The organism is Brevundimonas pishanensis (genome assembly GCF_022750635.1).
GTDB classification, from domain to species: Bacteria; Pseudomonadota; Alphaproteobacteria; order Caulobacterales; family Caulobacteraceae; genus Brevundimonas; species Brevundimonas pishanensis.
Map to the genome: position 1 here is coordinate 22,685 of NZ_JAJKBG010000004.1, position 26,726 is coordinate 49,410.

The following is a 26,726-nucleotide window of genomic DNA, read 5'->3' on the forward strand; positions in this document are numbered from 1 at the left end:
TTCAGCGATTAGCCAACGATGTCGGCGTCGGTGAAGAACTGGGCGATTTCGATGCCAGCGTTTTCGATCGAGTCCGAACCGTGGACCGAGTTTTCACCGATCGACAGAGCGAACTGCTTGCGGATGGTGCCTTCAGCAGCGTCGTTCGGGTTGGTTGCACCCATCACTTCGCGGTACTTGGCAACAGCGCCTTCGGCTTCCAGAACTTGGACAACGACCGGCTCGGCGATCATTTGCGAAACCAGTTCGCCGTAGAACGGACGTTCTGCGTGAACTTCGTAGAATTTCTTGGCTTGAGCTTCGGTCAGCTTGATGCGGCGCTGAGCGACGATGCGCAGGCCAGCGTTTTCGATCACAGCGTTGATTGCACCAGTCAGGTTACGACGGGTGGCGTCCGGCTTGATGATCGAGAAAGTACGTTCGGTCATGGTGGTGACTTCTTAGTTTGGAAAGAATGGGTCGCGGGCTTATAGCGTTCCGCTTCGACCTTTCCAACCTTAACGATTTCGCGCCGCATTCCTCCCCTGTGGATCGCCGCCCGCGACACGAACAGTTCCGAGCGACATGCTTCAAATTACCAATCTGACCTTCAGCTCCTGGGGCCGCCAGTTTCTTGACGACGCCTCAGTCAGCCTGCCGCCCGGTTCCAAGGTCGGCCTTGTCGGCCGCAACGGCATCGGCAAGTCGACGCTGTTCAAAATTATTCTGGGTGGTCTGGCCGCCAACGGTGACGAGGTTTCCATCCCGAAGAGCGCGCGTGTCGCCTCGGTCGATCAGGAACACCCCGCCACGCCCGTCAGCGTGCTGGAAACCATCCTTGAGGCCGACAAGGAACGCCACGAACTTCTGACCCGTCTGGAAACAGCCGAGCCCGAAGAGATGGGCGAAATCTGGATGCGCCTGATCGAGATCGACGCCGACAGCGCCCCTGCCCGCGCCTCGGAAATCCTTGTGGGTCTTGGCTTTAGTCAGGAAGACATCCAACGCCCGATGTCCCACTTCTCGGGTGGTTGGCGTATGCGTGTGGCACTGGCGGCGGCTCTGTTTGCCGAGCCCGACCTGCTGCTGCTGGACGAACCGACCAACTATCTCGACCTTGAAGGCGTGGTCTGGCTGGAGCAGCGCCTGAAGCGTTATCCGCACACCGCCCTGCTAATTTCGCACGACCGCGACCTGTTGAACTCGGTGTGCACGCACATCCTCCACCTGTCGAACCGCAAGCTGGACCTGTACACCGGCAACTACGACACCTTCGAAAAGACGCGCTCTGAAAAGCTGCGCCTGATGGCCGCCAATCAGGCCAAGCAGGAAGTCGAACGCGCCCACCTGCAAAAGTTCATCGACCGCTTTAAAGCCAAGGCATCGAAGGCCACTCAGGCCCAGTCGCGCGTCAAGAAGCTCGAAAAGCTCGAGCGAATCGAATTGCCGCCGGAAGAGCGCGTCGCTCCGTTCATCCTGCCCTCGCCGGAACGTCCGCTGCCGCCGCCGCTTATCCGTCTGGAAGGCGCGAACGTTGGCTACGAAGACGGCAAGCCGATCCTGCGCAACCTGAACCTGCGAATGGACCTTGACGACCGCATTGGCCTGCTGGGCGTCAACGGTGCGGGTAAGTCCACCTTTGCCAAGCTGATCGCCAAGGCTCTGACCGTACAGTCGGGCGAATTCCACCGTGACGGCAAGATGCGCGTGGGCTGGTTCCACCAGCACCAGATCGAAGCGATGGACCCCGAGGACACCCCCCTTCAGATCATCCTGCGCCAGATGCCGGAGGCTTCAGAGAACAGCCGCCGTTCGCGCCTGGCCCAATGGGGTCTGCCGTTCAACAAGCAGGACACCAAGGTTGCCGCCCTGTCGGGTGGCGAGCGCGCACGTCTGTTGCTGAACCTCGTGGCTATGGATGCACCGCACATCCTGATCCTCGATGAGCCGACCAACCACCTTGATATCGACAGCCGTCGCGCCCTGCTGGATGCGCTGAACGAATATACCGGTGCCGTCATCCTGATCACCCACGACCGCTCGCTGATGGAGTTGGTGGCAGACCGCCTGTGGCTGGCCGCTGACGGCACGGTGAAGCCGTTTGAAGGTGATATGGATGACTACACCAAGTTCGTCCTTGAACGCGCCAAGCAAGGCATGAAGCCCTCGCAGGTGAAGAAGGAAGAAGCCAAAAAGGACGCCGCTCAAGTAGCGGACGCCCGTGGCGGCAGCGATAGCGGCAAACAGAAGAAAAAGGGCAAGTCCCCTTCGACGCTCCGTCACGCTGTGAAGAAGGCCGAAGAAGCGATGAATGTCATCGCTGCCGACATCGCCAAGACCGATGAGGAAATGGCTGTCGCTGCGGCCAAGGACCCGAAAAAGTTCGAAACCCTGAGCCGCAAGCGTGCCAAGCTTCAAACCGACCTTGAGGCCGCTGAAGCCGCATGGGTCGCTGCCGAAGAAGAACTGGCCGAGGTAAGCTGATGGCACAAAAGCCGCTCCTGTCCCCTGAACAACGCGACGAAGCCGCCCACAAGATCCGTGAGTGGCTGAGCACAGAACAGGATTTGGAACTGGGGCGGCTACCCGGCGAAATGCTGGTCGAGTTTATCGAACAGCATATGGGGCGGCTCTATTACAATCAGGGTCTTCGCGACGCGGAAACCCTGATCCGCGCCAAGGTTGAGGATGTCGCTGACGCCCTCTACGGCATGGAACGCTGAGCATGAAAAAGGCCGCCCCTTCCGGAGCGGCCTTTTCCTTGGCCATCAACCGCAGGTGACGCGGGTGATGATGTCCTTGTTGTCATAGGTGAAGTTCACCCGGTCGGTGCGGAAATCCATCGTCGCCATGCAATCCTTGCACAGCACGCGGAAACGCAGGCCCTGCGGCGCGGCGGGCAGCGACTGACGAGGTTTGCCCACATAGGACTGCCAGTCCTGCAAATTACACTGAACCGGCCCGCTCACATCGCGAACGACGGGGTCGTCGACGGGTGCATGTTGGGTAGCGGGCATCGGCGCACAGGCGGCCATGGCCAGGCCAGCCCCACCCAAAACTATCGAAACCAGTTTAGACATTTCGGCTATCCTTTTGATTTTGTTCAGCCGCAACGCACAGATTCAACACGACCGGACTGGCGGTCATAGAAGATGTTCAAGCGATAGGGCGCATGATCTTCGGTAATCGGGCAGGTGGTGCAGGTGACCCGACGGCGGGAAACATCGACCGGCACCGGAATCTCCGTGCGCGACCGCCCGACCAGCCATTGAAGGTCACGGGCACCGCACTGGTCACCCGGTGTAGCGTTGGGCGGCGGTGTGTCAGTAGAGTTGGACTGCTGATAGGCACGGCCCGACGGTGCCGGATCATTTGAATAATACGGGCGCTCGGTCGTGGACGGCAGAGCGGGTGCCGGCGTTCGCGCATAAGGGACCGTCGCCGGTGGTGCGGCTCGCGTAGGCATGGGTTCGGGGCTGGAGCCACAGCTCCACAGCCCGAGGGCCAGTATCAGGCTGCACGCGCCCAGCGCCCCTCTTCGTCCTGTTTCCAGTACTGAAGCTCGGCCTTGCCGCCCTTCAGGTCGCGCCAGCGATTGCGGGCGTGCTGAACAGAACTCTCGTTGCGTCCGTCGAATATAATGAAACACCGCGCGTAATCCTCCGTGTCCCCCAGCTCTGACTCATCGACAATGAATAGCGTCTGAGCAGAGTTCAGGTTCTCACCTGATTCGGTGAGTAACACAGGTTGGCGGTTGGCATGTTCCGCATCCGCACGGCCATGCGGCAGAAAGCTGTCGGGACGATAGGTCCACAAAAGTTCATCGATTTCATCGATGTCGGCGGCGTCTTTAACGCGCACCAGAGCGCGCCAGCCCCGCTGGAGAGTTTTCTCCAACAGGCCCGGCAACACCTGATCGAGCGTCGAGCGCTCGAGGTGGTAGAACCAGATTTCCGTTTTAGTGTCGGACACCGGTCCTACCCCCTTTTGAAGCGATTAGGCTTCGTACTTGTCCGCGACCAGTTGGTCGAGCAGGCGCACGCCGTAACCCACAGCACCATCCGGCACGGTCGGGTTGGTCGAGCCCTTGACCCATGCGGTCGAGGCGATGTCGATGTGGGCCCACGGCACGCCGTTGGTGTGACGTTGCAGGAACAGAGCCGCAGTGATCGAACCACCGGCGCGGCCATTGCCCATGTTCTTCATATCGGCAATCGGGCTGTCGATGTGGCGGTCGTATTCCGCCGGAATCGGCATGCGCCAGGTCTTCTCGCCAACCTTCGGACCAGCCGCAGCCAGACCCTCGGCGATTTCGTCCGAGTTGGTGAACACGCCAGCGTATTCCAGACCCAGCGAAATGATGATCGCGCCGGTCAGGGTGGCCAGATCGATCATGAACTTCGGATTGAAGCGGTCTTGGGTGTACCAAAGCGCATCAGCCAGGACGAGACGGCCTTCGGCGTCGGTGTTCAGAACCTCGATGGTCTGACCCGACATGGAGGTGACCACGTCACCCGGACGCTGGGCGTTACCGTCAGGCATGTTCTCGACGAGGCCCAGAACGCCGACGGCGTTCACCTTGGCCTTACGGCCAGCCAGAGCGTGCATGAGGCCGGCCACGGCAGCAGCGCCACCCATGTCCCACTTCATTTCTTCCATGCCGTCGGCCGGCTTCAGGCTGATGCCGCCGGTGTCGAAGCAGACGCCCTTACCGACGAAGGCGATCGGTTGCTCGTCTTGCTTGCCGCCGTTCCATTGAATGACAGCCAGTTGGCTTTCACGGACCGAACCTTGGCCCACGCCCAGCAGCGAACCCATGCCGAGTTTTTCCATCTCGGCTTCACCGAGAATCTCGACCTTGGCACCCAGCTTCTCCAACTCCTTCACGCGGCGAGCGAACTCGGCCGGGTACAGGATGTTGGCCGGCTCCGAGACCAGATCACGCGAGAAGAAGACCGCGTCAGCCACAGCCGACAGCGGCCCAAAGGCAGCTTCGGCAGCAACCGGATTTTCCGTGATGATGCGGACCGACTTGATCGACGGCACCTTCTCCGGCTTTTGCTTGGTCAGGTATTTGTCGAAACGATACGAAGCCAGACGGGCGGCAAACGCAGCGCGCGCGGCCTGCTCCGGCGTCAGGTGGGTCGCGTCGATGGTCAGGGTATCAGCGCCCGACAGCTTAACAGCGGCATAGGCCGCGCCGGCGTAGGTTTCTACGGCCAGGTCGTCGAACTTATCGGCAGCGCCTGCACCGACCAGCAGCACGGCATTGGCGTCGACACCTGCCGGTGCCAGCACGTTCAGGGTGGAGTTCGCGCCGCCCTTGAAACGGCCCGACGCCATGGCTTTTGCAAGAGCGCCGGACGACTTCGCGTCCAGATCCGCACCAAGACCCGTAAGTTGGCGATCTTCCTGAACCATCACAGCGAGAATCTGTGACTGTTCGGCGGAAGCTACGAACTGAATTTGCATAAAACATCTCCGGCCGGAGAAAAGCTTCCCCGGTGGCGTTTGATTTCAACAAGAGCGCGCCAGCGGTTCCACCGTCGCACTCGGACGTGTATTACATGGGCCGCATCGTCTTTGCCTGCAACACAATCAGGCACCCCTATCGCGCAAAAATTTCACTGTATGACCCTTATCCAACGGTATCTGTTCCGCCAGATCGGCCTGCCAATTTTGGCCGCAATTGGCGCACTCGTCGGAATTGGCCTGCTAAGTCAAAGCCTCGAGCAACTCGAGGTGATTGTCGAGCGGGGTCAGAGCCTTTGGGTCATGACAAAACTGACACTTTTGGCCCTGCCGCAACTACTGGCAGTTATTCTGCCAATTGGCCTGTTTGTCGGTGCCCTGATTGCCCTCACCCGCCTGCAACGCGATCAGGAACTGACTGCCGCCTATGCTGCAGGGATGAGTCGTATGGGTCTGATCCGTCCAGCGATGGCGCTGGCCCTGATCGTGACACTGGTCGGACTTCTGACGACAACCGTCCTGCAACCCTGGGGTCAACAGCAGAGCCGTCGTGAGGCTTTCGCTATTCGCACCGACCTTGCCGCGCTGCTGGTCGAGGAGGGTCGCTTTGTGCAAGGGCCCGACGGTCTAGCTGTCTATGTCCAGCAGATCGAGCAGAACGGTCTTATGCGGAACCTGTTCGTCTATATCGACGACGGCAAGACGGTTACGAGCTGGGACGCCGAGACGGCCCGCTTTACCCGCATTGACGGCATTCCGGTACTAACGATGCAAAACGGTTCAATGCAGCGCTATTCCTCGCGCGAGGTGCTGAACCATCTGTCGTTTGACAACTATGCCATCGACCTGACGCCCTATTCGCGCGGGACCGACCAGAAGATCCGCTTCAAGGCCTCGGACCTGTGGCTGCACCAGTTGTTCAACCCGACCGATGACATCGTCAAAATGGCGGGCTCGCGCGGTGAGTTGGCTGCCGAAGGGCATAGCCGTATCGCCTCGCCGCTTTATGCGCTGGTCGCTATGGGCTTTGCCCTGTCGGCCATTCTGGGCGGAGCCTTCAGCCGCACCGGATATACGGGGCGCATCGCCCGTGCTGCGGGTCTGTTCCTTGTCGTGCGCGTGATTGGCTACGGTCTGGTTGCCGCCGCTGCGTGGAATGGCTGGCTCAATATTCTTCAGTATGTCGTACCCTTGGGCGCGACCCTTCTGGCCGTGCGCCACCTGTTCCGCGCGCTTAAGCCACGCCGCCGTGCGGGGCTTGTGCGCCGCCTCACGTCGAGGGCTGCATAATGCGTCTGGGCCGTATTGAACGTTATGTGCTGGGCCAGCAGCTAAAGGCGCTGGGCGTAGCCTTGGCTATCATCGCCGCTCTGGTGATGCTGATCGACTTCGTTGAAGTGTCGCGTGGTTTGAACTCGGACGGCGAGCTTTCGGGCTTCAAGGTGCTGAGCCTGATCGGAGTGAAATCTCCGGCGGTGATCGTGCAGTTGCTGCCGTTTGTTTTCCTGTTCGGCACGCTGGGTGCCTTCGTCAGCCTAAACCGCCGCAGCGAACTGATTGCCATGCGTGCAGCAGGTGTTTCGGCATGGCGATTTGTGTTGCCAGCCGCTGCCTGCGCCTTTGTGCTGGGCATTGTGACGGTCACGGCCATCGGCCCCCTGGCCGCCATGGGTGATGCCCACTGGCAGGCCGAGCGCAAACGCATCGGCGGCGGCGGCACGGTCGAGGACGAGGCCGTGCCTGTATGGCTGCGCGAAGGCGACGAGGCGCGCCAGATGATCATTCGCGGCGAGCGCCAGAACCGCAACACCGGCCAACTGCTGGACGCGACCTTCTTCATCTACTCGATCACGCCGGAAGGCGAGCGCCGCTTCACCGAGCGCGTTGACGCCAAGACCGCCACCCTGACAGCGGGGCGCTGGCGCCTGACGGACGTGTTGGGCGGCCAAGGCGGCCAACAGGCAGTGCGCTATGCCACGCTGGACCTGCCCTCCTCGCTGGCCGATGAAGAAGCCTTCCAACAGTTCGAACGCCCGCAATCGCTGTCGGTCTGGTCGCTTCCGGCTCAGACCCACCGTATTGAAAGCGCTGGTTTCGCCTCGACGGCCTATACGCTGCGGTTCCAGCAACTGCTGGCGACGCCACTGATGTTTGCAGCCATGTCCATTCTGGCGGCAGCGTTTTCGCTGCGCCTGATGCGCCTCGGCGACATGGCCAGAATGGCTGTATCGGCAGTGGTGCTGGGCTTTGGCTTCTTCTTTATCAACCAGTTTTCGGCAGCGATGGGATCGGCAGAGGTCATTCCGCCGTTCCTAGCGGCATGGTTGCCTGCCATACTTACGGCACTCGCCGCCCTCACCTTGCTGTTCTATACCGAAGACGGCTAATCGACCGATCAGGCACCTGCCTGATTTTACTGCCTAATGGATGACCGTATGCGTGACCGCCATCACCCCAAAACAGGAGCCCTGCGCCTGAAGCTGATGGCTGGCGCGGCACTGTGCGCGCTGCCCATTTGGGGGATTGCCGATCTGGCGGAGGCGCAAAGCCAAACCCAGCCGCAAGCCACCACGACCACTCAGGCGACCGCGCCCCAACGCGGTGAGGATGGCCTGGTCCCCGGCAGTCTCTATGTCGAAGCCGATCAGGCAGAACGTCAGGGCGACATCGTCACCGCCAAGGGTGGCGAGGCCGATGATCGCGTGTTCTCGCGCTATCAGGACTATACCCTGCGCGCCGAAGACGTTCAGTACGATTTGAAAACCGGTATCTCCACGGCCGCAGGTCAGGTCGAACTGATCGCGCCCGATGGCACGGTCCTGCATGCTTCCGAAATCCAATTGGACAAGGACATGAAGACCGGCATCGCCACCGATCTGGCGACCCGCACCCCACAGGGCGCAACGCTGATGGCGGCCTCTGCTGTGCGTCGTTCGGAAAACGTATCCGAACTTAACCGCGTCTATTTCCTGCCCTGCCCCGTCTGCGAAAACGACCCCAAGGCCAAGCCGGGTCTTAGTCTGACGGCGGAGAAGGCAGTTCAGGACGAGAACCTCCGCGCCATCACCTATCGCAACGTCGTTGTCCGCTTTGGCGATGTGCCGGTGTTCTACACCCCGTATCTGGCGCACCCTGATCCGACGGTGGATCGCGCCTCGGGCTTCCTCTTCCCGCGCTTTGACTATGACGAGGCTCGCGGCCTTTCGGTCGAGGTGCCCTATTTGCACGTCGTGTCCAAATCCGAGGACTGGCTGCTCAGCCCGCGCCTAAACACCAGCGTTCCGCCGTTCCTCAACGCCCAATGGCGCCGCCGTTTCAACAGCGGCACTATTGTCGCGCGTGGTGGCTACACCTATGCCAAGAACTTCGGGGACTTCGACCTCGATAACGACGGCAAGGCCGAATCGAACGTCAACTTTGGCGACCGCACCAGCCGCTCCTACATTCTGGCTCACGGCGAGTTCGACCTGCAGGGTCCGTGGCGCTGGGGCTTCACCGCCGAGCGCGTGTCGGACAAAACCCTGTTCGACCGCTATGACGTCCAGAACCCCTATCAGGACAACGGCCTGTATTACGGTGACCGCCGCCGTCTGATCAGCCAGCTCTATGCCGAGCGCCAGACCGAGCGATCCTATCTGTCGGTTGCGGCATTCAGCATCCAGAGCCTGCGCGTCTCGGAGTTCAGCCCGCTCACGCCTGCTCTGAACGAGTTTGAGTCGGACAACACCCTGCCGCTGGTAGCGCCAATCATCGACGCCCGCTGGGAACCGGAAGGCCCCATTCTGGGCGGCCGTCTGCGCCTGCGTGGCTCGGCTGTGGCACTGACCCGCGACGCGTATGTCGGCTATCCGACCCTGCGTCCCGAGATTGTCCCGCCGACCGTGACGGCAGACCTGCCCGGCATCGATAGCCGCCGCATCACCGGTCAGGTGGACTGGCGCCGCGTCTTCATCACCCGTCCGGGTATGCGCATCGAGCCGTTCGTGGATCTTCGCGGCGACATCTATTCGGTGTCGGACCTGCCGCCGTTCCTCGGTCTGGACAGCGAAACCATTACCCGCGCCCGCACCACCGCTGGCGTTGATGTTTCCTATCCGCTCTATCGCCCGTTCGCTGGCAACGGCTCCATCGTGCTTGAGCCGATGGCGCAACTGTCGATCTCGAACGAAGCGGACATGGACCGCCTGATTCCGATCGAGGGCAGCCAGACGCTGGAACTGGACCACATCTCCCTGTTCAGCACCGACCGCTTCCCCGGGTATGACCTACTGGAAGGCGGCTTGCGCTTCACCGCCGGTGGTCGTGCAACCGTGAACTGGGCCGATGGTCGCTCGGCTAGCCTGTTTATCGGTCGCTCGTTCCGTGATGAAAGCGAACGCGCATTCCTCGTGCCGGTACCGGATTCGCCTACCGAACTTTACGACCCGTCGGGTCTGGCCCGTCGCAACTCCGACTGGGTTGTTCAGGGCACGTTCGATCCGTCCGACCGAGTTCGCGGCTGGTTCCACGCTGTGATGGACGGCGAAGGCACCCTGCGCCGCGCCGAAGCCACCATCAGCGGCGACTGGGGCCGTCGCAACTCGGGTGCCCTCAGCTATATCGTCGACTCGTCGAACCCGCTGGCCGGACCGCTCAACCGCAACTACGAGTTCGTCCAGTTGGCGGCTCAACAGTTCGTCTATCGCAACTGGGGCGTTACCGTTCGCGGCATCGCCGATCTAGAACGCGATATCATCACCCGCTCCGAAGTCGGCCTGTTGTACGACGACGACTGCTTCCGTCTGGAGTTCGGCTGGAGACGCGATAACACCCGCGTCCGCCCCACCGGCCCCAGCGAAGGCGTATTTATCCGCCTAAACCTCGTCACATTTGGCGGTAACGGATATGATCACACTGAATTACGGTAGGGATATCGCGTCGATGGCATGCATGCGATACACAGCCCAAGGACTGGGTCTGTGACCGAGAAGACCGACCGCCAAAGGGAATCAGGACTCACTATGGGTTTCAAGCGTTTCACTACGGGTACGGCGATTGCCGCCCTTCTGACGTCAGCCACCTTGGCTCCCGCCGTCGCGCAGGTTGCGCCGACGCAGGAACCCCAGGCTGCTGGCACGCTTAATCCCGCTGCGGAAGAAGCCCCGGTTCGTCCCGCTCCGGAAGCGCGCTTCCAGATGGCCGACGGCGTCGTGGCGACAGTCAACGACCGCATCATCACCGGCTTCGACCTGCGCCAGCGTATGCTGCTGACCATCATGATGTCGCAGGTTCAGCCGACGCAGGAAACCCTGCCGGCCCTGCAACAACAGGCTCTGAACGACCTGATCGACGAGCGCTTGCAAGCGCAGGAGATCGCCAAGTTCGAGCAGCTCAAGATTTCCGACGAAGAAGTCGACAAGGAAATCGAGCAAATGGCTCGTGAAGCTGGCGTCTCGGTTCAGGAATATCTGCGCTTTGTCCAACAGGGCGGCATTCAGCTTACCCCCTTCCGCGAGAGCATCCGCACCCGTCTGGGTTGGAGCGATCTGACGGTGGGTCGTTTCCGCGACCGTGCAAAGGTCAGCCGCAGCCAGGTGGATCAGGCTCTGCGCCAGATCACGGAATCGGCGACCAAGCCCCAATATCTGATCGGCGAAATCTACCTCGACGCGGCACGCGTTGGCGGTATGCAGGAAGCCGTGAATGGTGCACGCCAACTTATCGCACAAATGGTTCAAGGCGCGCCGTTCCAGAACGTGGCTCGCCAGTTCTCGTCGGCACCTTCGGCTGCCCGTGGCGGTGACGCAGGCTGGGTTGTTCAGGGCAGCGTGCAACCGGCGCTGCAAGCCTCATTTGACGTGCTCGAAGTTGGCCAGCTTTCGAACCCGATCGTCGTCGAAGGCGGCGTCTATATCGTTTATATGCGTGACAAACGTGCAGGCGCGGCCACCAGCCACGTCTCGCTGAAGCAGGTCATGATCGAACTGCCGGAAACTGCCACCGAGGCCGAAGTCGCCGCGGCGACCGCCCGCCTTAACGGCATCCGCGGTCAGCTGACCTGCGACAACATCCTGGAGCGCGCCCGCTCGGAAGAGGGCCTTCTGGGCTCTGATCTGGGTGAAGCTGACATCTCCAACCTGTTGCCGCAGTTCCAGCAAGTGGCGCGTTCGGCATCCGTTGGCTCGGTCAGCGATCCTGTGCGCTCGCCGCTGGGTCTGCACCTGCTGGCCGTCTGTGACCGTCGCGTCGGTGGTCCGGAAGTGCCGTCCCGCCAGCAAGTTGAAAACCGCCTGCAGGGTCAGAACTTCGCAATGCTGGGCCGTCGCTATCTGCGCGACCTGCGTGAAGATGCTCTGATCGAAATCAAGCAATGATCGAAGGGCCGACCGGACCGCGCCCATTGGTCGTGACCATGGGCGACCCCGCTGGCGTCGGCCCTGAAATCATCGCCAAGGGATGGCAGGCGCTGAAAACACAGCGCCAGTCCATCCTTGCACCTGCGCCCCTGCCCTTCGCTGTCATCGGCGATGCCGCCATTCTGGCCAAGCAGGGCGCGCCGGTCGAAGCCGTTTACAGCGCCTCCGAGGCGTTTCAGGTCTTCAACCGCGCCATTCCGGTCATCGACCAGCCCGTTCCCACCAAGGTCGTTGCTGGCCAGCCCGATCCGGCCAATGCGCCAATGGTTGCCGACTGGATCGAGCGTGCGGTCGATTTGATCCTGTCGGGCGAGGCTGCGGGCATGGTGACCGCGCCTATCGCCAAGGCCCCGATGTATGCAGCGGGCTTCCGCTTCCCCGGCCATACCGAGTTCATCGCTGAACTGACCGCTGACATGCCCTTCGTCGGCACGCGCGGTCCTGTGATGATGCTGACGGCACAAGACCTGCGCGCTTGTCTCGTAACCATCCACGTTCCCATCGACCAGTTGCCTGAACTGGTGACCCCCGACCGTGTGACCCGCATTGCCCGCGTCGTCCATGAGTCGATGAAGCGCGATTTCGGCATTGCCAAGCCGCGTCTGGCCATGGCGGGTCTGAACCCCCACGCAGGCGAAGGCGGATCAATCGGTCTTCAGGAAGTCACCATCCTGCGCCCCGCCGCCGAACAGTTGCGCGGCGAAGGCATCGACATCACCGATCCCCTGCCCGCAGACACCTTGTTCCACGAAGAGGCACGCAAGCGTTACGACGCCCATATCTGCCTCTATCACGATCAGGCTCTTATTCCGGTAAAGACGCTGGACTTCTGGGGCGGCGTCAACGCCACTCTGGGGCTGCCCATTGTGCGTACCTCGCCCGATCACGGCACAGGGTTCGATATCGCGGGTCGCGGCATTGCTCGCGCCGACAGCTTTATTGCGGCGGTAAAACTGGCTTCAGACATGGCGGCCAAGCGCGCAACGCGCTAACAACTGCGTCGTGACCGACCACCTTCCCACCCTCCGCGAAACGCTCGACGCCCACGGCCTGTCGGCGAAGAAGAGCTTTGGCCAGCATTTCCTGCTGGACCTCAATGTTACCCGCAAGATCGTGCGCTATGCCGGCCCGTTTGACGGCCGAAATGTCATCGAGGTCGGCCCCGGCCCCGGTGGCCTGACCCGCGCCCTAATCGAAAGCGACGCGGGCAAGGTTATTCTGGTCGAGAAAGACCCGCGCTTCATCCCGCTGCTGTCCGAACTCGACGACGGCTCGGGCCGCCTGACGATCCACGAGGCCGACGCGCTCAAGGTCAAGGAAGCCGAGCTCTCGGACGGCCCGACCCATCTGGTGTCGAACCTGCCCTATAACGTCGGTACGCCGCTGCTGATCAAATGGCTGACGGGGCCGTGGCTTCCGCATGCTCTGACGCTGATGTTCCAGAAGGAAGTCGCCGAGCGTGTGGTGGCTCAGCCCGACGAAGACGCCTATGGCCGTCTGGCCGTCATCTCTCAGACCGTGTGCGAGGCTCGCATTGTGATGCACTTGCCCGCTGCTGCCTTTACCCCTCCGCCCAAAGTTGCCTCTGCCGTGGTCCATCTGGTCCCGCACGCCGTGCGCCCTTCGCCAGAACGTTTGAAGAAGCTGGAACGCGTTACGGCGGCTGCCTTTGGCCAGCGCCGTAAAATGCTGCGCTCTTCACTTAAACAACTCGGCGGTGCCGCGCTTTGCGAAGCCGCCGGTATTTCCCCCGAAGCCCGCGCCGAAACCATCGACGTTGCAGGTTTCTTGCGTTTGGCAGATGCTCTCTAAATGACTGTACAGATTGATCCTTTCCGCGCCATCAGCATCTCCCGCATCGCCCATGAGTTAAAGGCTCAGGGCCGTTCGGTGATCCACATGGAATTCGGCCAGCCGTCGACGGGCGCACCGCCCAAGGCGATTGCCGAGGCCCACGCGCGTCTGGATTCCGAGGCGGGCGGCTATTGGGAAGACCCCAAGCTGCGCGAGCGGATCGCCAAACTGTATGCCGACCGCTACGGCGTGACGGTTGATCCCTGGTGCATCGTTCTGACGGCAGGCGCGTCTCCGGCTCTGGTCGTTGCTCTGTCGGTACTGTTCCAGCCGGGTGATGTCGTGGCTACCGCCCGCCCCGGTTACGTCGCCTACCGCAACACGCTGAAGGCGATGCACATGGAGTGTGTCGAGATCGGTTGTGGCCCCGAGGTCGGCTACCAGATGACGGCAGCGGCCCTCGATGCCATCGAGCCCGCCCCCAAGGGCGTCATTCTGGCCAGCCCCGCCAACCCGACCGGCTCATTGATCCCCGAGGCAGAGCTTAAGGCCATCGCTGAGGTCTGCGCCCGCAAGAACATCAAGATCATCTCGGACGAAATCTACCACGGGCTGATCTACGAAGGCCGCGCGCCCTGCATGCTGGAGTATGCGCCGGACGCTGTGGTGGTGAACAGCTTCTCCAAATACTGGTCCATGCCGGGCTGGCGACTGGGCTGGGTTATTCTACCCGCCGAATTGGTCGATCAGACCCGCGCCCGCATGGGGAATATGTTCCTCACCCCCGCCACCCTCAGCCAGCGCGCCGCACTGGTCGCCATGGACTGCGAGGATGTGCTGGAAAGCTATGTCGATGTGTACCGCGAAAACCGTCGCCTGATGCTAGAGGCCCTGCCCCAACTGGGTCTGGCGACCATCGCCCCGCCTGACGGTGCCTTCTACATCTATGCCGACATCAGCCATCTGACCGACAACAGCATCGACTTCTGCGAGCGTCTGTTGCGGGCGACCGGCGTGGCGACGGCTCCGGGTGTGGACTTCGATCCCGTGGACGGACATCGCTTTATCCGTTTCAGTTTCGCCGTCTCGACGGATGAGGTCAAAGACGCGATTGCGAGGATCATACCCTTTTTCAACCCTTGATGTAACAATAGTATGCCAAAGCGTTGACTGACCTGTTCCAGAACGTCAGTCGCAGTCGCGGAGTGCAACTTGGGCCATAGCCACGATACGGTTTATATCGCGCTATCTTTCGCCGTCGCTATTCTAGCGTCGTGGACAGCGCTAAGCCTGCTTGAACGCGTCCGCGCCAATCTTGAAGTCCGGCGTCTGGCATGGCTGGCCGCAACCGCTGCGGCCATGGGTGGCGGCATTTGGTCGATGCATTTCATCGCCATGCAGGGCTTCTCGACCGGCACCCCCGTTACCTACGACATACCTCTTACGGCCCTGTCGCTGCTGTTGGCCTTTTTGGGCACAAGCGTCGCCTTCTGGATAGCGGCCAAGCCTCAGGCGCGCGTGCCACACCTCGCTGCCTCCGGAGCGGCGATGGGTCTTGCCATTGCCCTGATGCACTATGTCGGCATGGCAGCCATCCGCACCTCGGCAAGGCTGGAATACGCACCGCCTTACATCTTTGCCGCCCTTGGCGCAGGCATAGTGGCCTCGTTCGGGGCCATGATGCTGGTGCGCTCGGACCTTTCGAACCGCCAGAAAGCACTCGGGTCGGTGTTTCTGGCTGTGGCAGTCTCGGCCATGCACCACATCGCCATGGCCGGAACCGAAGTCACCACCGGCACAGCGGCCCACATCAGCGAAGCCCACGGCACCAGCGGCCTGACGCTGGCGCTCATTACCGCCTTGCTGACCGTCACCCTGCTGGTCGCGACCATAGTCACGGCACACCTGGATAGGCGCATCAAGCTATTGTCGGTTCTGGACGCAGGGGACATCGGCTATTGGGAGGTCCGCCTGCCCAGTCGTCAGGTGTGGCTGTCGCCCCATGCGCGCAACCTATTGGTCCGACCGGTCGAGGAAGACGGCAAGACCGTGCTGAAGGACCACTCCCCCGCCCTTGTCGATGCCGCCATCGCCATGGCCAAGAAGGCGATGCGTACGGCCAACACCACCCATAGCAAGGAAATGGAAATCCAGCTGGGCAACCGCTGGGTTGCGGTGCGCGGGCGTATGATGATGATGCGTCGTCAACACCACATCAAAATGGCTGGCATCCTGATCGACATCACCGAGGCCCATTCGATCCGCACGGCGCTGGAGGTCAGCGACGCCCGTCAGAAGTTGCTGCTTAACGAGCTGAACCACCGTCTCAAGAACAACTTCGCCAGCATCCAGTCCATTGCCGCCCTGACCGCGCGGCGCAGCCCCGATCTGCCGACCTTTATCGATACCTTCCAATCGCGACTTCTGGCGCTGTCAAACACCCAGACCCTGCTGACCAATACGGGCTGGGAGAGCGCCGACATTGCCGCGATATTCCTGCAGGAGTTGCGCCCCTACACCCAGCAGGCGGTAATCGACGGCCCCTCGCTGTTGCTGGATCCCAAGCGTGCGCTGGCTATGGGCCTAATCGCTCACGAGCTGACGACCAATGCCGCAAAGCATGGCGCGCTCAGAAGCCCCAACGGCACGATCCGCGTGCGCTGGACCCTGCCCGACAAGACCGGGCGAGTACGTCTGGAATGGCGCGAAATGGGCGGCCCTCCGGCCAATGTCCCCACGCGCAAGGGGTTTGGCTCACGGCTGATCAAAAACAGCATCGAAGGGTCGCTGCAGGGCACGGCCGATCTGGAATATCTACAGACCGGCCTGAAAGTGTCACTTCAGTTCACCACCGCCGATGCCCCGCCAACAGTCAGGTCACCGGCGAAGGTGAAAGTCATCAAACCTGTGGTCTGACGACGGTCAGACCACTTCTTTGAGCAGGGCTTGCTTGTAGTTTTCGACCCACAGGTTGCGAGTGCGGCAGCTACGTTCTGCGTGATAGATGTGGGCCAGTTCGGCGTAAGAGCGGTCAAAGTCCTGATTGACCAGCACGTAGTCGAACTCGTCGCAGTGCTCGATCTCGCCCTTGGCATTGGCGACGCGGCGCTCGATTACCTCGTCGGAATCCTGCGAGCGGGTCACCAGACGGCGGCGCAGTTCTTCCAGCGACGGCGGCAGGATGAAGACCCGCACTGCATCACCGGGGCATTTCTCGGCTACGTCGCGGGCACCTTGCCAGTCGATGTCGAACAGCACGTCACGGCCTTCGGCCAAAGCGCGTTCCACCGGTGCACGCGGGGTGCCGTACAGATTGCCGTGAACGTCTGCCCATTCGAGGAAGGCATCGGCGGAGATCAGGCGCTCGAACTCTTCGCGCGAGACGAAGTTATAGTCGCGACCATCGACTTCACCGGGACGGATGCCACGGGTCGTCATAGAAACTGAAAGCTCCAAACCCTTGTGGTCCGACATCAAGCGGCGGCACAGGCTGGTTTTGCCCGCGCCCGAAGGGCTGGCGACGATGAGGAGAACACCCCGGCGAGGGGTACGCGCGTTCGTCATGACTGGCTTTCAACGACTCTGTAGGAAGCGTGGGTGCATAAAACTGCCCGACCCGTACCGCAAGGTATCAGGCCATTTTAGAGCACTCTCCATTCGTCGTGTGACTTATTCGACGTTCTGGACCTGCTCGCGCAGCTGCTCGATTACGGCCTTCAGTTCCAGACCCACCGCGGTCAGATCGGTCGTCGCGGATTTGGAGCACAGGGTGTTCGCCTCGCGCATGAACTCCTGCATCAGGAAGTCCAGCTTGCGACCTGCAGGTGGCGAGCCCAAAAGCGCGCGCGCAGACGCAATATGCGCCACCAGACGATCCAGTTCCTCGCGCACATCGGCCTTGGTTGCGAGGGCGGCTGCTTCGAGGAAGATGCGCTCCTCCAGTCCGACAACCTCACCCGCCAGTTCGCTGATACGGCGGGTATAGCGCCCGCGGATCGCCTGGACCTGTGCATCGGCTTCGGTTTCGGCCTTGGCCACAAGGCTTTCGATGTGGTCGACAAATCCGCTGACGACGGGGAGCAGCGCTGCCCCTTCCTGCCCGCGCGAAACCTTCAGGGCGTCAAGTGCGGCCTCTATCGTTTCCACCATAGCCGTTTCGACCGCAGCGCGGGCGTCCGGATCCTCGCCCTCTTCGCTGGCTTCGATAACGCCCCGCAGGGCCAGAATGCCGTCAGCCGAAGCCGGAGCCATACCCTGATCCATCAAGCCGCGCGCCAGTTCGGTATAGCGGCCCAAGATCCCTTCGTTGATTTTGATCGTGCCCTCGCCCGCGCCATCGCGGCGCGCCTGGAGGCCAATCGAAACCTGCCCGCGATGCAGTCGGCCCTGAGCCGCCGACTTCGCCGCGCGCTCAAGCGATTCAAACCCGTGCGGGCCCCGATAGCGTACCTCGAGGCTGCGCCCGTTTACGGAGCGAGCCTCGACGGTCCAGACCCAGCCGTTCAGCGCACCATCAGCACGGCCAAAACCCGTCATTCCCGAGATAAGCGGCATTAGCGGGCATCCTCAGGGACGCGGATGACCTGCGCGCCCACAGGGATTTGATCCGGCGTCAGAATGCGCGGACCTGAGTCCTCAACCGACGACGGCAGAGTATCCTCAAGGGTCTCTCCCCGCTCAATAGCGGCGCGGCGACGCTCGACGTCGCGCCAGCGGGCGACGTTCAACAGATGTTCCTGATAGGTGCTGGCGAAGACGTGGCCACCAGTGCCGTCGGCAACGAAGAACAGATAGTCGGACTTCGGCGGGTTCAGAACCGCCTTGATCGACGCCTCGCCCGGATTGGCAATCGGCGTGGGCGGAAGCCCGTTGATGACGTAGGTGTTCCACGGCGTGTTGGCGCGGATCTCCGACAGCTTCAGACCACGCCCCAGCGGACGGCCCTTGGTGATGCCGTAGATAATGGTCGGATCGCTCTCGAGGCGCATTCCGACACGCAGACGGTTGGAGAATACAGCGGCGACGACCGGACGCTCCGAAGCGATGCCAGTTTCTTTTTCGACGACTGATGCCAGCACTAGCGCTTCGTGCGGCGTGCGAGCGACCGAGTTCGGCCCTCGCGTGGGCCACAGGGCATCCATCTTCTGCTTGGCCATGCGCTGCATCCGCGCGATCACGGCCTGACGGGTCTCGCCGCGGGTCACCTCATAGGTTTCCGGCCACAGAGAGCCTTCCTCGGGGACTTCGGTAATCTCGCCCACCAGAACGGGATTACGCATGAGGATTTCGACAGCCTGAGCGGACGAGCGGCCTTCCGGCAGGGTCACGAAGTGACGCACGCCCTTACCGTTGGCCAGCATGTGCACGATCTTGGACAACGACGCGCCAGACGGCACTTCATACTCGCCAGCCCGGACCTTGCGGTCGGCCCCGCTCAGGCTCATGGCCGCCTTGAACAGATCGGTCGAGCGGATAACGCCTTCACGTTTGAGAGTGGCCGCAATGGCGGGGACGCCGGTGCCGCTCTGAACTGTAACGATCGTATAATCGCCGTTCGCGGCCTTCGGCCCCGGTCCCCAATAGACAGCCCACAGCGCGATAAGGGCGGCGATCAGGAACAGTCCCAAGGTGCCGCCCGCCGTCAGCAGGCCGATACCAAGGCTCGAACGCGACCCCTTCGGGCCATTTCCGCGCGACGGGGTCTTTTTAGCCGCTGGGCGGCGCGTCGGAGCCTTGGCCAAGTCAGTCGACCTTCTTGAAGATCACAGCTGCGTTGGTGCCGCCAAAGCCGAACGAGTTCGACATAACGACATTGATAGCCTTATCCTTGCCCTTATGCGCGACAAGGTCGATTTCGGTTTCGTGTTCCGGATCATCGAGGTTGATCGTCGGCGGGACCTTCTGGTCGCGAATAGCCAGAACCGAGAAGACGCTTTCAATTGCACCTGCGGCCCCCAGAAGGTGGCCCGTCATCGACTTGGTCGAAGACACGGCAACATTCTTGGCGTGGTCACCGACCAGACGCTCGATGGCCTTTAGTTCGATCCAGTCGGCCATGGTCGAGGTGCCATGGGTGTTGATGTAATCGAGGTCCTGCGGCTGAAGTCCAGCACGCTTGAGCGCAGCCTTCATCGCGCGCAGACCACCGTCGCCGTCTTCCGAAGGAGCGGTGATGTGATAGGCGTCGCCGCTCATGCCGTAACCAACAACTTCGGCGTAGATTTTCGCGCCGCGCGCCTTGGCGTGTTCGTATTCTTCCAGAACCATGATGCCCGCGCCTTCGCCCATGATGAAGCCGGCGTGACCACGGTCATAAGGACGCGAGGCCTTTTCTGGCGTGTCGTTATAGGCGGTGCACAGCGCCTTACAGGCGAGGAATCCCGCGATGCCGATCGGCACAATCGAGCTTTCGGCACCGCCGGCCAGCATGACGTCGGCATCGCCCAGAGCGATCATGCGTGCAGCGTCGCCGATGGCGTGTGCGCCGGTGGCGCAGGCGGTAACGACCGAGTGGTTCGGGCCTTTCAGGCCGTGGCGGATCGAAATCTGGCCCGACGCCAGATTGATCAGCGCCGATGGGATGAAGAACGGGCTGACGCGGCGCGGGCCCTGCTCTTTCAGAATGATTGCAGTGTCAGCGATGGGGCCAAGGCCGCCAATTCCGGCGCCCACCATGACGCCGGTCGCTTCCTGGTCTTCGTCGGTTCCCGGCTTCCAATTCGCGTCGGCCAGCGCCTCGTCGGCAGCCGCCATGGCGAAGACGATGAAGTCGTCCACGCGCTTGCGTTCCTTGGGGGTCACGATGCTGTCGAAGTCGAATACGCCAGGCTGGTCCGGCGCACCGCCACCGCGACCATCAACAGCAGGCACTTCGCCCGCGATGGTGCAGCCATAGCCTTCGGTGTCGAAATTCGTGATCGGACGGATACCCGACTGGCCATCCAGCAGGTTCTTCCAGACGTGCTCGACGCCAGTGCCCAACGGAGTGACTAGGCCGAGGCCCGTGATGACAACGCGGCGCATGGTTCGCGCTCCTTAGATTTTGACAGTACGACGGCTTTGAAAGCCAGACGGTCGCCACGCGGGGCGCCCGGATACGAGGTCGTGAATCAGTCTGATGACTGATTCATATCCAGAAACACTAATGGCCGCCGGACGGTCCCGCTAGGGTTCCGTCACGGCGGCCATTAGCTTGAAGTCTGCGACAAAATCGCAGGGGCCGATATTAGGCGCCCAGCTTCTCGTCGATGAACTTCACGGCGTCGCCGACGGTTTGGATGTGCTCAGCAGCATCGTCCGGGATTTCGACGTCGAATTCTTCTTCGAAGGCCATAACCAGCTCGACGGTGTCGAGCGAGTCAGCGCCCAGATCGTCGATGAAGGAAGCCTTTTCGGTGACCTTGTCCGGGTCGGCGTCCAGTTGTTCGATGACGATCTTGCGGACGCGTTCGAGGGTATCGGACATGAGTGTCTCTCTTGCCTGTTTCGTTGTCGCCGTGATGGCGGGGTTTGATGTAGTCGCCGGTTCACGGCAGCCTATGATGTCGCAAGTCCGAGGACTCAAAACACCGCGAGCGTTTCCGCCCTTTAGCACAGCCTTGGGGTTAGGAAACAGTTTGTTGCGGGGTGTGATCGGATTGTGATCACATCCCGAGGGGTCAGATCATCGCCATACCGCCATTTACGTGCAGGGTTTGGCCCGTCACGTAAGCGGCTTCGTTCGACGAAAGATAGACGGCAGCAGCAGCAATTTCATCGCCCGTACCGAGGCGACCTGCCGGAATACGGCCGAGAATCGCTTCGCGCTGCTGGTCATTCAGTACATCGGTCATCGGCGAGGCGATGAAGCCCGGCGCGATGCAGTTCACGGTGATACCGCGCGAACCCACTTCCTGAGCGAGCGACTTGGAGAAGCCGATCATGCCCGCCTTGGAAGCCGAATAGTTGGTTTGGCCCGGATTGCCGGTGACGCCGACAACCGAGGTCACGCCGATGATGCGGCCCGAACGGCGCTTCATCATGCCCTTCATCGCGGCGCGGGTCAGGCGGAAGTAGGACTCAAGGTTAATCTGGATAACCGACTGGAAATCCTCGTCCTTCATGCGCATCAGCAGGCCGTCTTTGGTGATACCTGCGTTGGCGACAAGAATGTCCAGCGGGTTGCCGGCAGCCGCTTCGGCCGCCGCGACCAGACCGTCAACCGAATCCGGATCCGACAGGTTGGCCACAGCAAACGACGAACGCTCGCCCAGCTCGGCTTGCAGCTCTGCCAGCACAGCCTCGCGGGTACCGGACAGAACAACGTGTGCGCCCTGTGCGTGCAGGGCACGCGCCACAGCGCCGCCAATGCCACCGGTCGCGCCCGTAACCAGCGCGGTCTTGCCTTCAAGGTTGAACATTAAGGTTAGCTCCGCCAAATCTTTCACCCGCTCCTATCCGATGCGAAGCTGCTTCGCCAGAGGAAGGTGCCGCAACGGAAAGTTTCGATGATCATTGAACGCCCCCATTTCGACCGACGCGCCCTTCTGTTCGGCATGGGGGCGCTGTCGCTTCCTCTGGGCCTTAGTGCTTGTGCAAGCGTGGGTTCTTCGGCGGAAGCCACGCCCCTCGGTCTGGATCGACTGCCTTTGACGCAGGACGTTTTGAACCGGTTCGTCGCGGCTGGCCGCCTTCCCGGTCTTGCTGTCGGGGTGGCATTGCCGGAGGGCGGGAAGGCCTTTGTTCAGGCCGGAACCCTCGATTTTGGCAGCTTTACACGAGCGGATCGGGACACCCTGTTCCGAATCTATTCGATGACGAAGCTCATCACAGGGGCAGCAGCGGCCATTCTGATGGAAGAAGGCCGGTTCGGTCTGGACACGCCGGTGGCTGACCTCATACCGGAGTTCGCCTCACTCAAGGTTGCGACCAATCCGGCGCGCGGACTGGCAGGCCGACCCGCTGTAAATACAATGACGATCCGTCACCTGCTGACCCATACGGCTGGCTTTACCTATGCCCACACAGGCAACAACGCCATCCAGCGGGAATACGCGAAACAGGGAGCATTCATGGCGACCAGTTCGCGAGGCGACGCGCCCCTGCCCGCCAGCTATGACGAACTGATCACCCGACTGGCAGACATCCCGCTGATGTTCGAGCCGGGCACGAAATATGAATACGGCATTTCCATCGACGTATTGGCCGTCGTGATCGAGCGCGCGGCAGGCATGCCGTTCGGCGCGTTTGTTCAGCGGCGCATCCTAGATCCCCTCGCCATGCAGGACACAGTCTGGCGCTTGAGAGAGGGCGATGCCCAGCGTTTAGCCGCGCTCTATAACTATGGAAGCAACGGCACAGGGCCGCGCCAGCCGGTGCCCAACACGTCCGCTGCCGACCTGTCGCGCCCCGTTCCCATACCGTTCGCCGGATCGGGCCTGTTATCCACGGCATCGGACTATATCGATTTCCTGACGATGCTGCTCAACGACGGCGCAGGCGGACGACGCCGGATTATGAAGCCCGAAACAGCACGACTGCTGCGCTCGGACATCCTGCCCGAAGGCCTGACAGCCAATGGCGGCGGGCATGGCTTCGGTGGCTGGGTAGCGCGTGTGGGCCACAAACGTGCCGGAGAGTTCGGCTGGAGCGGGAATGCTTCGACACAGGCATGGATAGACCCCGCCCACAACTTCGCCGCCGTCCTGATGATGCAGGCCCTGCCCTATCGCTCGGTCAATGTGCTGGACGAACTGCGCCCCGTACTGGATGCGGATTTGGGTATCAGCCGATAAAGAAAAAAGGCGGGAGATTAACTCTCCCGCCCTCTGGCATTTCAGCTTAAGCCCGCGCTCACAGCGACTTGGCGAAGGCTTCCAGTTCTTCCGGCGTGTTCAGCGCCAGAGCCTCGGCGTCGGCGGCGATGCGCTTGGCCATGCCGGTCAGGACCTTGCCCGCGCCGACTTCGACGAAGCGGGTTACGCCGCCCTCGGTGGCCATCCACTCCATGCTCTCGCGCCACCGGACGCGGCCGGTGACTTGCTCGACCAGCAGGCGGCGGATGGTCTCCGGATCGACTTCCGGACGGGCGGTGATGTTGGCAACCACGGGAGCCGACGGCGCCACGATCTTGGCGTCAGCCAGAGCTGCGGCCATTTCGTCCGCAGCCGGAGCCATCAGCGGGCAGTGGAACGGTGCCGAAACGTTCAGCGGAATCGCGCGTGCGCCCAGTTCCTTGGCCTTTTCGATGGCCAGATCGACGGCAGCCTTGTCGCCCGAGATGACGACATTGCCCTTGTTGTTGTCGTTGGCGACGACGCAGACGCCCGCCGCCGAACCTGCCTTGGCGGCTTCTTCAGCCAGAGCCAGATCGGTTTTCGGACCAATCAGCGAGGCCATCGCGCCCTTGCCCACCGGCACAGCGCGCTGCATGGCCTGACCGCGCAGCTTCAGCAGACGAGCGGTGTCGGCCAGCGAGATCGAACCCGCAGCCGCCAGAGCCGAATATTCACCCAGCGAGTGACCAGCCACGAAGGCGGCGCTGGAAACGTCGACGCCGAACTCGTTCTTCAGAACGCGGGCGGTGGCGACCGAGACAGCCATCAGGGCCGGTTGGGCATTTTCCGTCAGCGTCAGATCGCCTTCGGGGCCATCCTTCATCAGGGCCGACAGCTTCTGGTTCAGAGCGTCGTCGACTTCGGCAAACACTTCGCGTGCGCTGGCAAAAGCTTCGGCCAGGGCCACGCCCATACCGACCGACTGGCTACCCTGACCGGGGAAGAGAAGCGCGAGGCTCATCAGCGTTTCGTCCGTTTTTCTCGTTAAACTCAGGCCGCGAGGCGTAGGCCAAACCTGACCTCGCGGCAAGAGAAAGGCATCATGCGATCAGCTTGCCGATCTGGGTAATGATCTCGCGCACAGCCAACACGCCGAACAATATGGTCGCTGCCGCCAGCATCAGGTTCGACAGCCATTGACTGCGCCACTCGGGCGGAACCCGCGACGAGTTCAGCAGCCACAGCAGTGTCCCCGCGAGGAACGGCATGAACAGGCTGCCCAGCACGCCATAGGCAACGATGAGGCCGAACGGATTGTCCATAAACAGCAGCATGATCGGCGGGAACGTCAGCCACAGGGCAAACAGGCGGAAAGCGGTGGACTTGTCGCCGCGAGCGTGGGGATCATCGCTCTTGCCGCGCACGTGGGCGATAAAGTCGGCAAACATCAGGCTCACCCCCTGCCAGACACCCAGCAAAGATGAGAAGCTGGTGGCCCAGAAGCCGATCAGGAACACAATGGCGACGGGCTGACCGAACCGCTGGCGCAGCACTTCGCCAAGATCCAGCAACCCACGATCGCCACCCTGAAGCGCAATGCCCGCACTATAGAGCAACTCGGCCCCGACGATCAGCATGGCCACGACGAAGACGCCGGTCACGACATAGGCGACCTGATTATCCAGTCGCATGACCTTCATCCACGACGGACCGCTCCAGCCCTTGGCGTTCAGCCAATAGCCATAGGCGGCCATAGTGATCGTGCCGCCCACACCGCCGATCAGACCCAGCGTATAGAAGACCGAGCCTTCCGGCAGGCTCGGCCAAAGGCCGGTAAGCAGGTTTGGAATGTCAGGTGCCACGATAATGGCCAACCCGATTACGGTGACGAACATCACCCCTACCGAGAAGGTCATCACCTTCTCGAACAGGCCGTATCCGCCGAACCAGACAAAGGCCAGGCCCGCGATGCCACTAAGGATGCCCCAGACTTTGATATCCAGCACAGGAAACAGCGCGGCCAAGGGCAGAGCCGAGGACGTCATGGCCGCCGCGCCGTAAACAAAGCCCCAGATCACGACATAGATGCCGAAATACGCCCCCGCCCAGTTGATCGGTGAACCGAAGAAGCCCTTCCCGAGGCTGGACCAGCCCTGAAAAATAGTGCGCTCGCCCGCCAGCGTCCAACGCCCGACCGCCTCGGCCAGCGCGATCTTCAGGATGGTGCCGATGATCGCGGCCCAAAGCAGCGCATAGCCGAACTTGGAACCTGCGATCAGGGTGGCGACAAGGTCCCCCGCACCCACGCCCGTTGCTGCCACAACAATGCCTGGCCCGATCAAGGACCATTTGTTCTTGGGCACTAACCCAGCGTTGGGATTGATGTCGGACATTGAGCCTCCCGCTCCGAAACTGCGGCCATGTTTGCGCTGTTCGTACTCAACACCAAGTTCGGTATTATGGATGCACTGACCGTACACCCGTCCGCAAAAGCCCCGTCCCTTGCCCTTTCAGCGTTTTTCCCGTATAGGCCGCCCCTTTCCAGGGCTTCGGTCCTGCTGTGGATCGTCAAGGTGTCGGGAAACTCCCGTCCGCCACATCAGGAGCCATCGTAGACGAACTACCCGGTTCGCCTGCGCCGATGTCCACCAAGGGAGAATACCGCATGGCTCTTTACGAGCACACGGTCATGACGCGCCAAGATATCTCGGCGCAACAGGCCGAAGCGCTGAACGACACCATCAAGGCTCTGATCGAAGAACAAGGCGGCTCTGTCGCCAAGATCGAGTACTGGGGTCTGCGCAACCTTACCTACCGCGTGAAGAAGAACCGCAAGGCTCACTATTCCCTGCTCGCCGTTGACGCACCGCCGGCCGCTATGGCCGAAGTTGAGCGCCAACTGTCGATCAACGAAGACGTGCTGCGTTGGCTGACCATCCGCGTCGAAGAGCTCGACCTCGAGCTGTCGCCGCTGCTGGCACGCCGTGAACGCGAACGCGATCGCAGCAGCAACCGCAGCGAAGACGCTGCGGCTTCGGAATAAGGACCGTATTGATGACCGATACCACCGCTCCGATCCCGGGCGCTCCGGCTGGCTCCGGCCCGGCCCGTCGTCCGTTCTACCGTCGTCGTAAGGTCTGCCCGTTCTCGGGTGCCAACGCGCCGAAGATCGACTACAAGGACGTGAAGCTGCTGCAGCGTTACGTTTCCGAACGCGGCAAGATCGTGCCTTCGCGCATCACCGCCGTTTCCGCCAAGAAGCAACGCGAACTGGCCAAGGCCATCAAGCGCGCTCGCTACCTGGCTCTGCTGCCGTACGTGGTGAAGTAAG

Annotated in this window: 26 protein-coding genes; 13 read left to right on the forward strand and 13 right to left on the reverse strand. The window is 61.8% G+C overall.

The features are described 5' to 3' along the window. Positions 1 to 8: 8 nt before the first annotated feature. Positions 9 to 428: a nucleoside-diphosphate kinase gene (gene ndk / locus LOX95_RS08720; RefSeq protein WP_242914100.1), complete on the reverse strand. Its 420-nt coding sequence runs from the start codon at positions 426 to 428 to the stop codon at positions 9 to 11. A 136-nt stretch (positions 429 to 564) separates the two neighbouring features. Here ndk and LOX95_RS08725 point away from each other — a divergent pair, with 136 nt between their 5' ends. Together LOX95_RS08725 and LOX95_RS08730 are read left to right on the forward strand one after the other, a co-directional pair. Continuing rightward, positions 565 to 2,463, forward strand: a complete 1,899-nt coding sequence (locus tag LOX95_RS08725) for an ABC-F family ATP-binding cassette domain-containing protein (protein ID WP_242914101.1) — start codon at positions 565 to 567, stop codon at positions 2,461 to 2,463. Continuing rightward, complete coding sequence (locus LOX95_RS08730) at positions 2,463 to 2,702, forward strand: DUF2164 domain-containing protein (protein ID WP_242914102.1); 240 nt, start codon at positions 2,463 to 2,465, stop codon at positions 2,700 to 2,702. The genes LOX95_RS08725 and LOX95_RS08730 overlap by 1 nt, the downstream gene beginning before the upstream one ends. Positions 2,703 to 2,747: 45 nt before the next feature. Here LOX95_RS08730 and LOX95_RS08735 read toward each other — a convergent pair whose 3' ends face one another. Genes LOX95_RS08735 through LOX95_RS08750 form a run of 4 tightly spaced genes read right to left on the reverse strand, consistent with a single transcriptional unit; the run spans position 2,748 to position 5,451 of the window. Continuing rightward, positions 2,748 to 3,059, reverse strand: coding sequence for a hemolysin (locus tag LOX95_RS08735; RefSeq protein WP_242914103.1), 312 nt, complete (start codon positions 3,057 to 3,059; stop codon positions 2,748 to 2,750). Positions 3,060 to 3,082: 23 nt separating this feature from the next. Beyond that, positions 3,083 to 3,445 (reverse strand): hypothetical protein, encoded by a 363-nt coding sequence (locus LOX95_RS08740; protein ID WP_242914104.1) that lies wholly within the window; start codon positions 3,443 to 3,445, stop codon positions 3,083 to 3,085. 44 nt (positions 3,446 to 3,489) lie between these two features. Then, positions 3,490 to 3,951, reverse strand: a complete 462-nt coding sequence (locus tag LOX95_RS08745; protein WP_242914105.1) for a DNA polymerase III subunit chi — start codon at positions 3,949 to 3,951, stop codon at positions 3,490 to 3,492. A 24-nt stretch (positions 3,952 to 3,975) separates the two neighbouring features. Continuing rightward, positions 3,976 to 5,451: a leucyl aminopeptidase gene (locus tag LOX95_RS08750; RefSeq protein WP_242914106.1), complete on the reverse strand. Its 1,476-nt coding sequence runs from the start codon at positions 5,449 to 5,451 to the stop codon at positions 3,976 to 3,978. Between the two features lie 159 nt (positions 5,452 to 5,610). Between LOX95_RS08750 and LOX95_RS08755 the strand changes: the two genes are divergently transcribed. From LOX95_RS08755 to LOX95_RS08790, 8 genes are all read left to right on the forward strand, one after another. Beyond that, positions 5,611 to 6,741 (forward strand): LptF/LptG family permease, encoded by a 1,131-nt coding sequence (locus LOX95_RS08755; RefSeq protein WP_242914107.1) that lies wholly within the window; start codon positions 5,611 to 5,613, stop codon positions 6,739 to 6,741. Then, complete coding sequence (lptG, locus tag LOX95_RS08760) at positions 6,741 to 7,838, forward strand: LPS export ABC transporter permease LptG (protein ID WP_242914108.1); 1,098 nt, start codon at positions 6,741 to 6,743, stop codon at positions 7,836 to 7,838. Before LOX95_RS08755 ends, lptG begins: the two co-directional genes overlap by 1 nt. 48 nt (positions 7,839 to 7,886) lie before the next feature. Then, entirely contained in the window at positions 7,887 to 10,358 is a 2,472-nt protein-coding gene (locus tag LOX95_RS08765) for an LPS-assembly protein LptD (protein WP_242914109.1), read from the forward strand. A gap of 93 nt (positions 10,359 to 10,451) precedes the next feature. Then, positions 10,452 to 11,804 carry a peptidylprolyl isomerase gene (locus tag LOX95_RS08770; RefSeq protein WP_242914110.1) on the forward strand — a complete coding sequence of 451 codons (1,353 nt, stop codon included), beginning with the start codon at positions 10,452 to 10,454 and terminating at the stop codon, positions 11,802 to 11,804. Beyond that, positions 11,801 to 12,838: a 4-hydroxythreonine-4-phosphate dehydrogenase PdxA gene (gene pdxA, locus LOX95_RS08775; RefSeq protein ID WP_242914111.1), complete on the forward strand. Its 1,038-nt coding sequence runs from the start codon at positions 11,801 to 11,803 to the stop codon at positions 12,836 to 12,838. The genes LOX95_RS08770 and pdxA overlap by 4 nt, the downstream gene beginning before the upstream one ends. A 10-nt stretch (positions 12,839 to 12,848) precedes the next feature. Beyond that, on the forward strand, positions 12,849 to 13,658 hold the full coding sequence (gene rsmA, locus LOX95_RS08780; protein ID WP_242914112.1) for a 16S rRNA (adenine(1518)-N(6)/adenine(1519)-N(6))-dimethyltransferase RsmA: 810 nt from the start codon (positions 12,849 to 12,851) through the stop codon (positions 13,656 to 13,658). Beyond that, positions 13,659 to 14,783, forward strand: coding sequence for a pyridoxal phosphate-dependent aminotransferase (locus tag LOX95_RS08785; protein WP_242914113.1), 1,125 nt, complete (start codon positions 13,659 to 13,661; stop codon positions 14,781 to 14,783). 69 nt (positions 14,784 to 14,852) lie between these two features. Next, on the forward strand, positions 14,853 to 16,556 hold the full coding sequence (locus LOX95_RS08790; RefSeq protein ID WP_242914114.1) for an MHYT domain-containing protein: 1,704 nt from the start codon (positions 14,853 to 14,855) through the stop codon (positions 16,554 to 16,556). A 6-nt stretch (positions 16,557 to 16,562) separates the two neighbouring features. On the opposite strand, the gene gmk is transcribed toward LOX95_RS08790, so the two are convergent. The 6 genes from gmk to fabG form a co-directional block, all read right to left on the reverse strand. Then, a complete protein-coding gene (gmk, locus tag LOX95_RS08795; protein ID WP_242914115.1) occupies positions 16,563 to 17,204 on the reverse strand; it encodes a guanylate kinase in 642 nt (213 codons plus the stop codon). Positions 17,205 to 17,309: 105 nt separating this feature from the next. Then, positions 17,310 to 18,194, reverse strand: a complete 885-nt coding sequence (locus LOX95_RS08800) for a YicC/YloC family endoribonuclease (protein ID WP_242914116.1) — start codon at positions 18,192 to 18,194, stop codon at positions 17,310 to 17,312. Next, complete coding sequence (gene mltG, locus LOX95_RS08805) at positions 18,194 to 19,381, reverse strand: endolytic transglycosylase MltG (RefSeq protein ID WP_242914117.1); 1,188 nt, start codon at positions 19,379 to 19,381, stop codon at positions 18,194 to 18,196. The genes LOX95_RS08800 and mltG overlap by 1 nt, the downstream gene beginning before the upstream one ends. A gap of 1 nt (position 19,382) precedes the next feature. Continuing rightward, complete coding sequence (fabF, locus tag LOX95_RS08810; RefSeq protein WP_242914118.1) at positions 19,383 to 20,663, reverse strand: beta-ketoacyl-ACP synthase II; 1,281 nt, start codon at positions 20,661 to 20,663, stop codon at positions 19,383 to 19,385. 202 nt (positions 20,664 to 20,865) lie between these two features. Continuing rightward, entirely contained in the window at positions 20,866 to 21,105 is a 240-nt protein-coding gene (locus LOX95_RS08815; RefSeq protein WP_167177928.1) for an acyl carrier protein, read from the reverse strand. A gap of 193 nt (positions 21,106 to 21,298) precedes the next feature. Beyond that, on the reverse strand, positions 21,299 to 22,039 hold the full coding sequence (gene fabG, locus LOX95_RS08820; RefSeq protein WP_242914119.1) for a 3-oxoacyl-[acyl-carrier-protein] reductase: 741 nt from the start codon (positions 22,037 to 22,039) through the stop codon (positions 21,299 to 21,301). A gap of 87 nt (positions 22,040 to 22,126) precedes the next feature. On the opposite strand from fabG, the gene LOX95_RS08825 reads away from it, so the two are divergent. Beyond that, a complete protein-coding gene (locus tag LOX95_RS08825; protein ID WP_242914120.1) occupies positions 22,127 to 23,413 on the forward strand; it encodes a serine hydrolase domain-containing protein in 1,287 nt (428 codons plus the stop codon). 58 nt (positions 23,414 to 23,471) lie between these two features. Here LOX95_RS08825 and fabD read toward each other — a convergent pair whose 3' ends face one another. Then, positions 23,472 to 24,416 carry an ACP S-malonyltransferase gene (gene fabD, locus LOX95_RS08830; RefSeq protein ID WP_242914121.1) on the reverse strand — a complete coding sequence of 315 codons (945 nt, stop codon included), beginning with the start codon at positions 24,414 to 24,416 and terminating at the stop codon, positions 23,472 to 23,474. Between the two features lie 79 nt (positions 24,417 to 24,495). Beyond that, on the reverse strand, positions 24,496 to 25,788 hold the full coding sequence (locus LOX95_RS08835; RefSeq protein ID WP_242914122.1) for an Nramp family divalent metal transporter: 1,293 nt from the start codon (positions 25,786 to 25,788) through the stop codon (positions 24,496 to 24,498). A 272-nt stretch (positions 25,789 to 26,060) separates the two neighbouring features. Between LOX95_RS08835 and rpsF the strand changes: the two genes are divergently transcribed. Both rpsF and rpsR read left to right on the forward strand, forming a co-directional pair. Further along, positions 26,061 to 26,438 (forward strand): 30S ribosomal protein S6, encoded by a 378-nt coding sequence (gene rpsF, locus LOX95_RS08840; protein ID WP_242914392.1) that lies wholly within the window; start codon positions 26,061 to 26,063, stop codon positions 26,436 to 26,438. An 11-nt stretch (positions 26,439 to 26,449) separates the two neighbouring features. Next, positions 26,450 to 26,725: a 30S ribosomal protein S18 gene (gene rpsR, locus LOX95_RS08845; RefSeq protein ID WP_003167100.1), complete on the forward strand. Its 276-nt coding sequence runs from the start codon at positions 26,450 to 26,452 to the stop codon at positions 26,723 to 26,725. The last annotated feature ends 1 nt before the right edge of the window (position 26,726 follow it).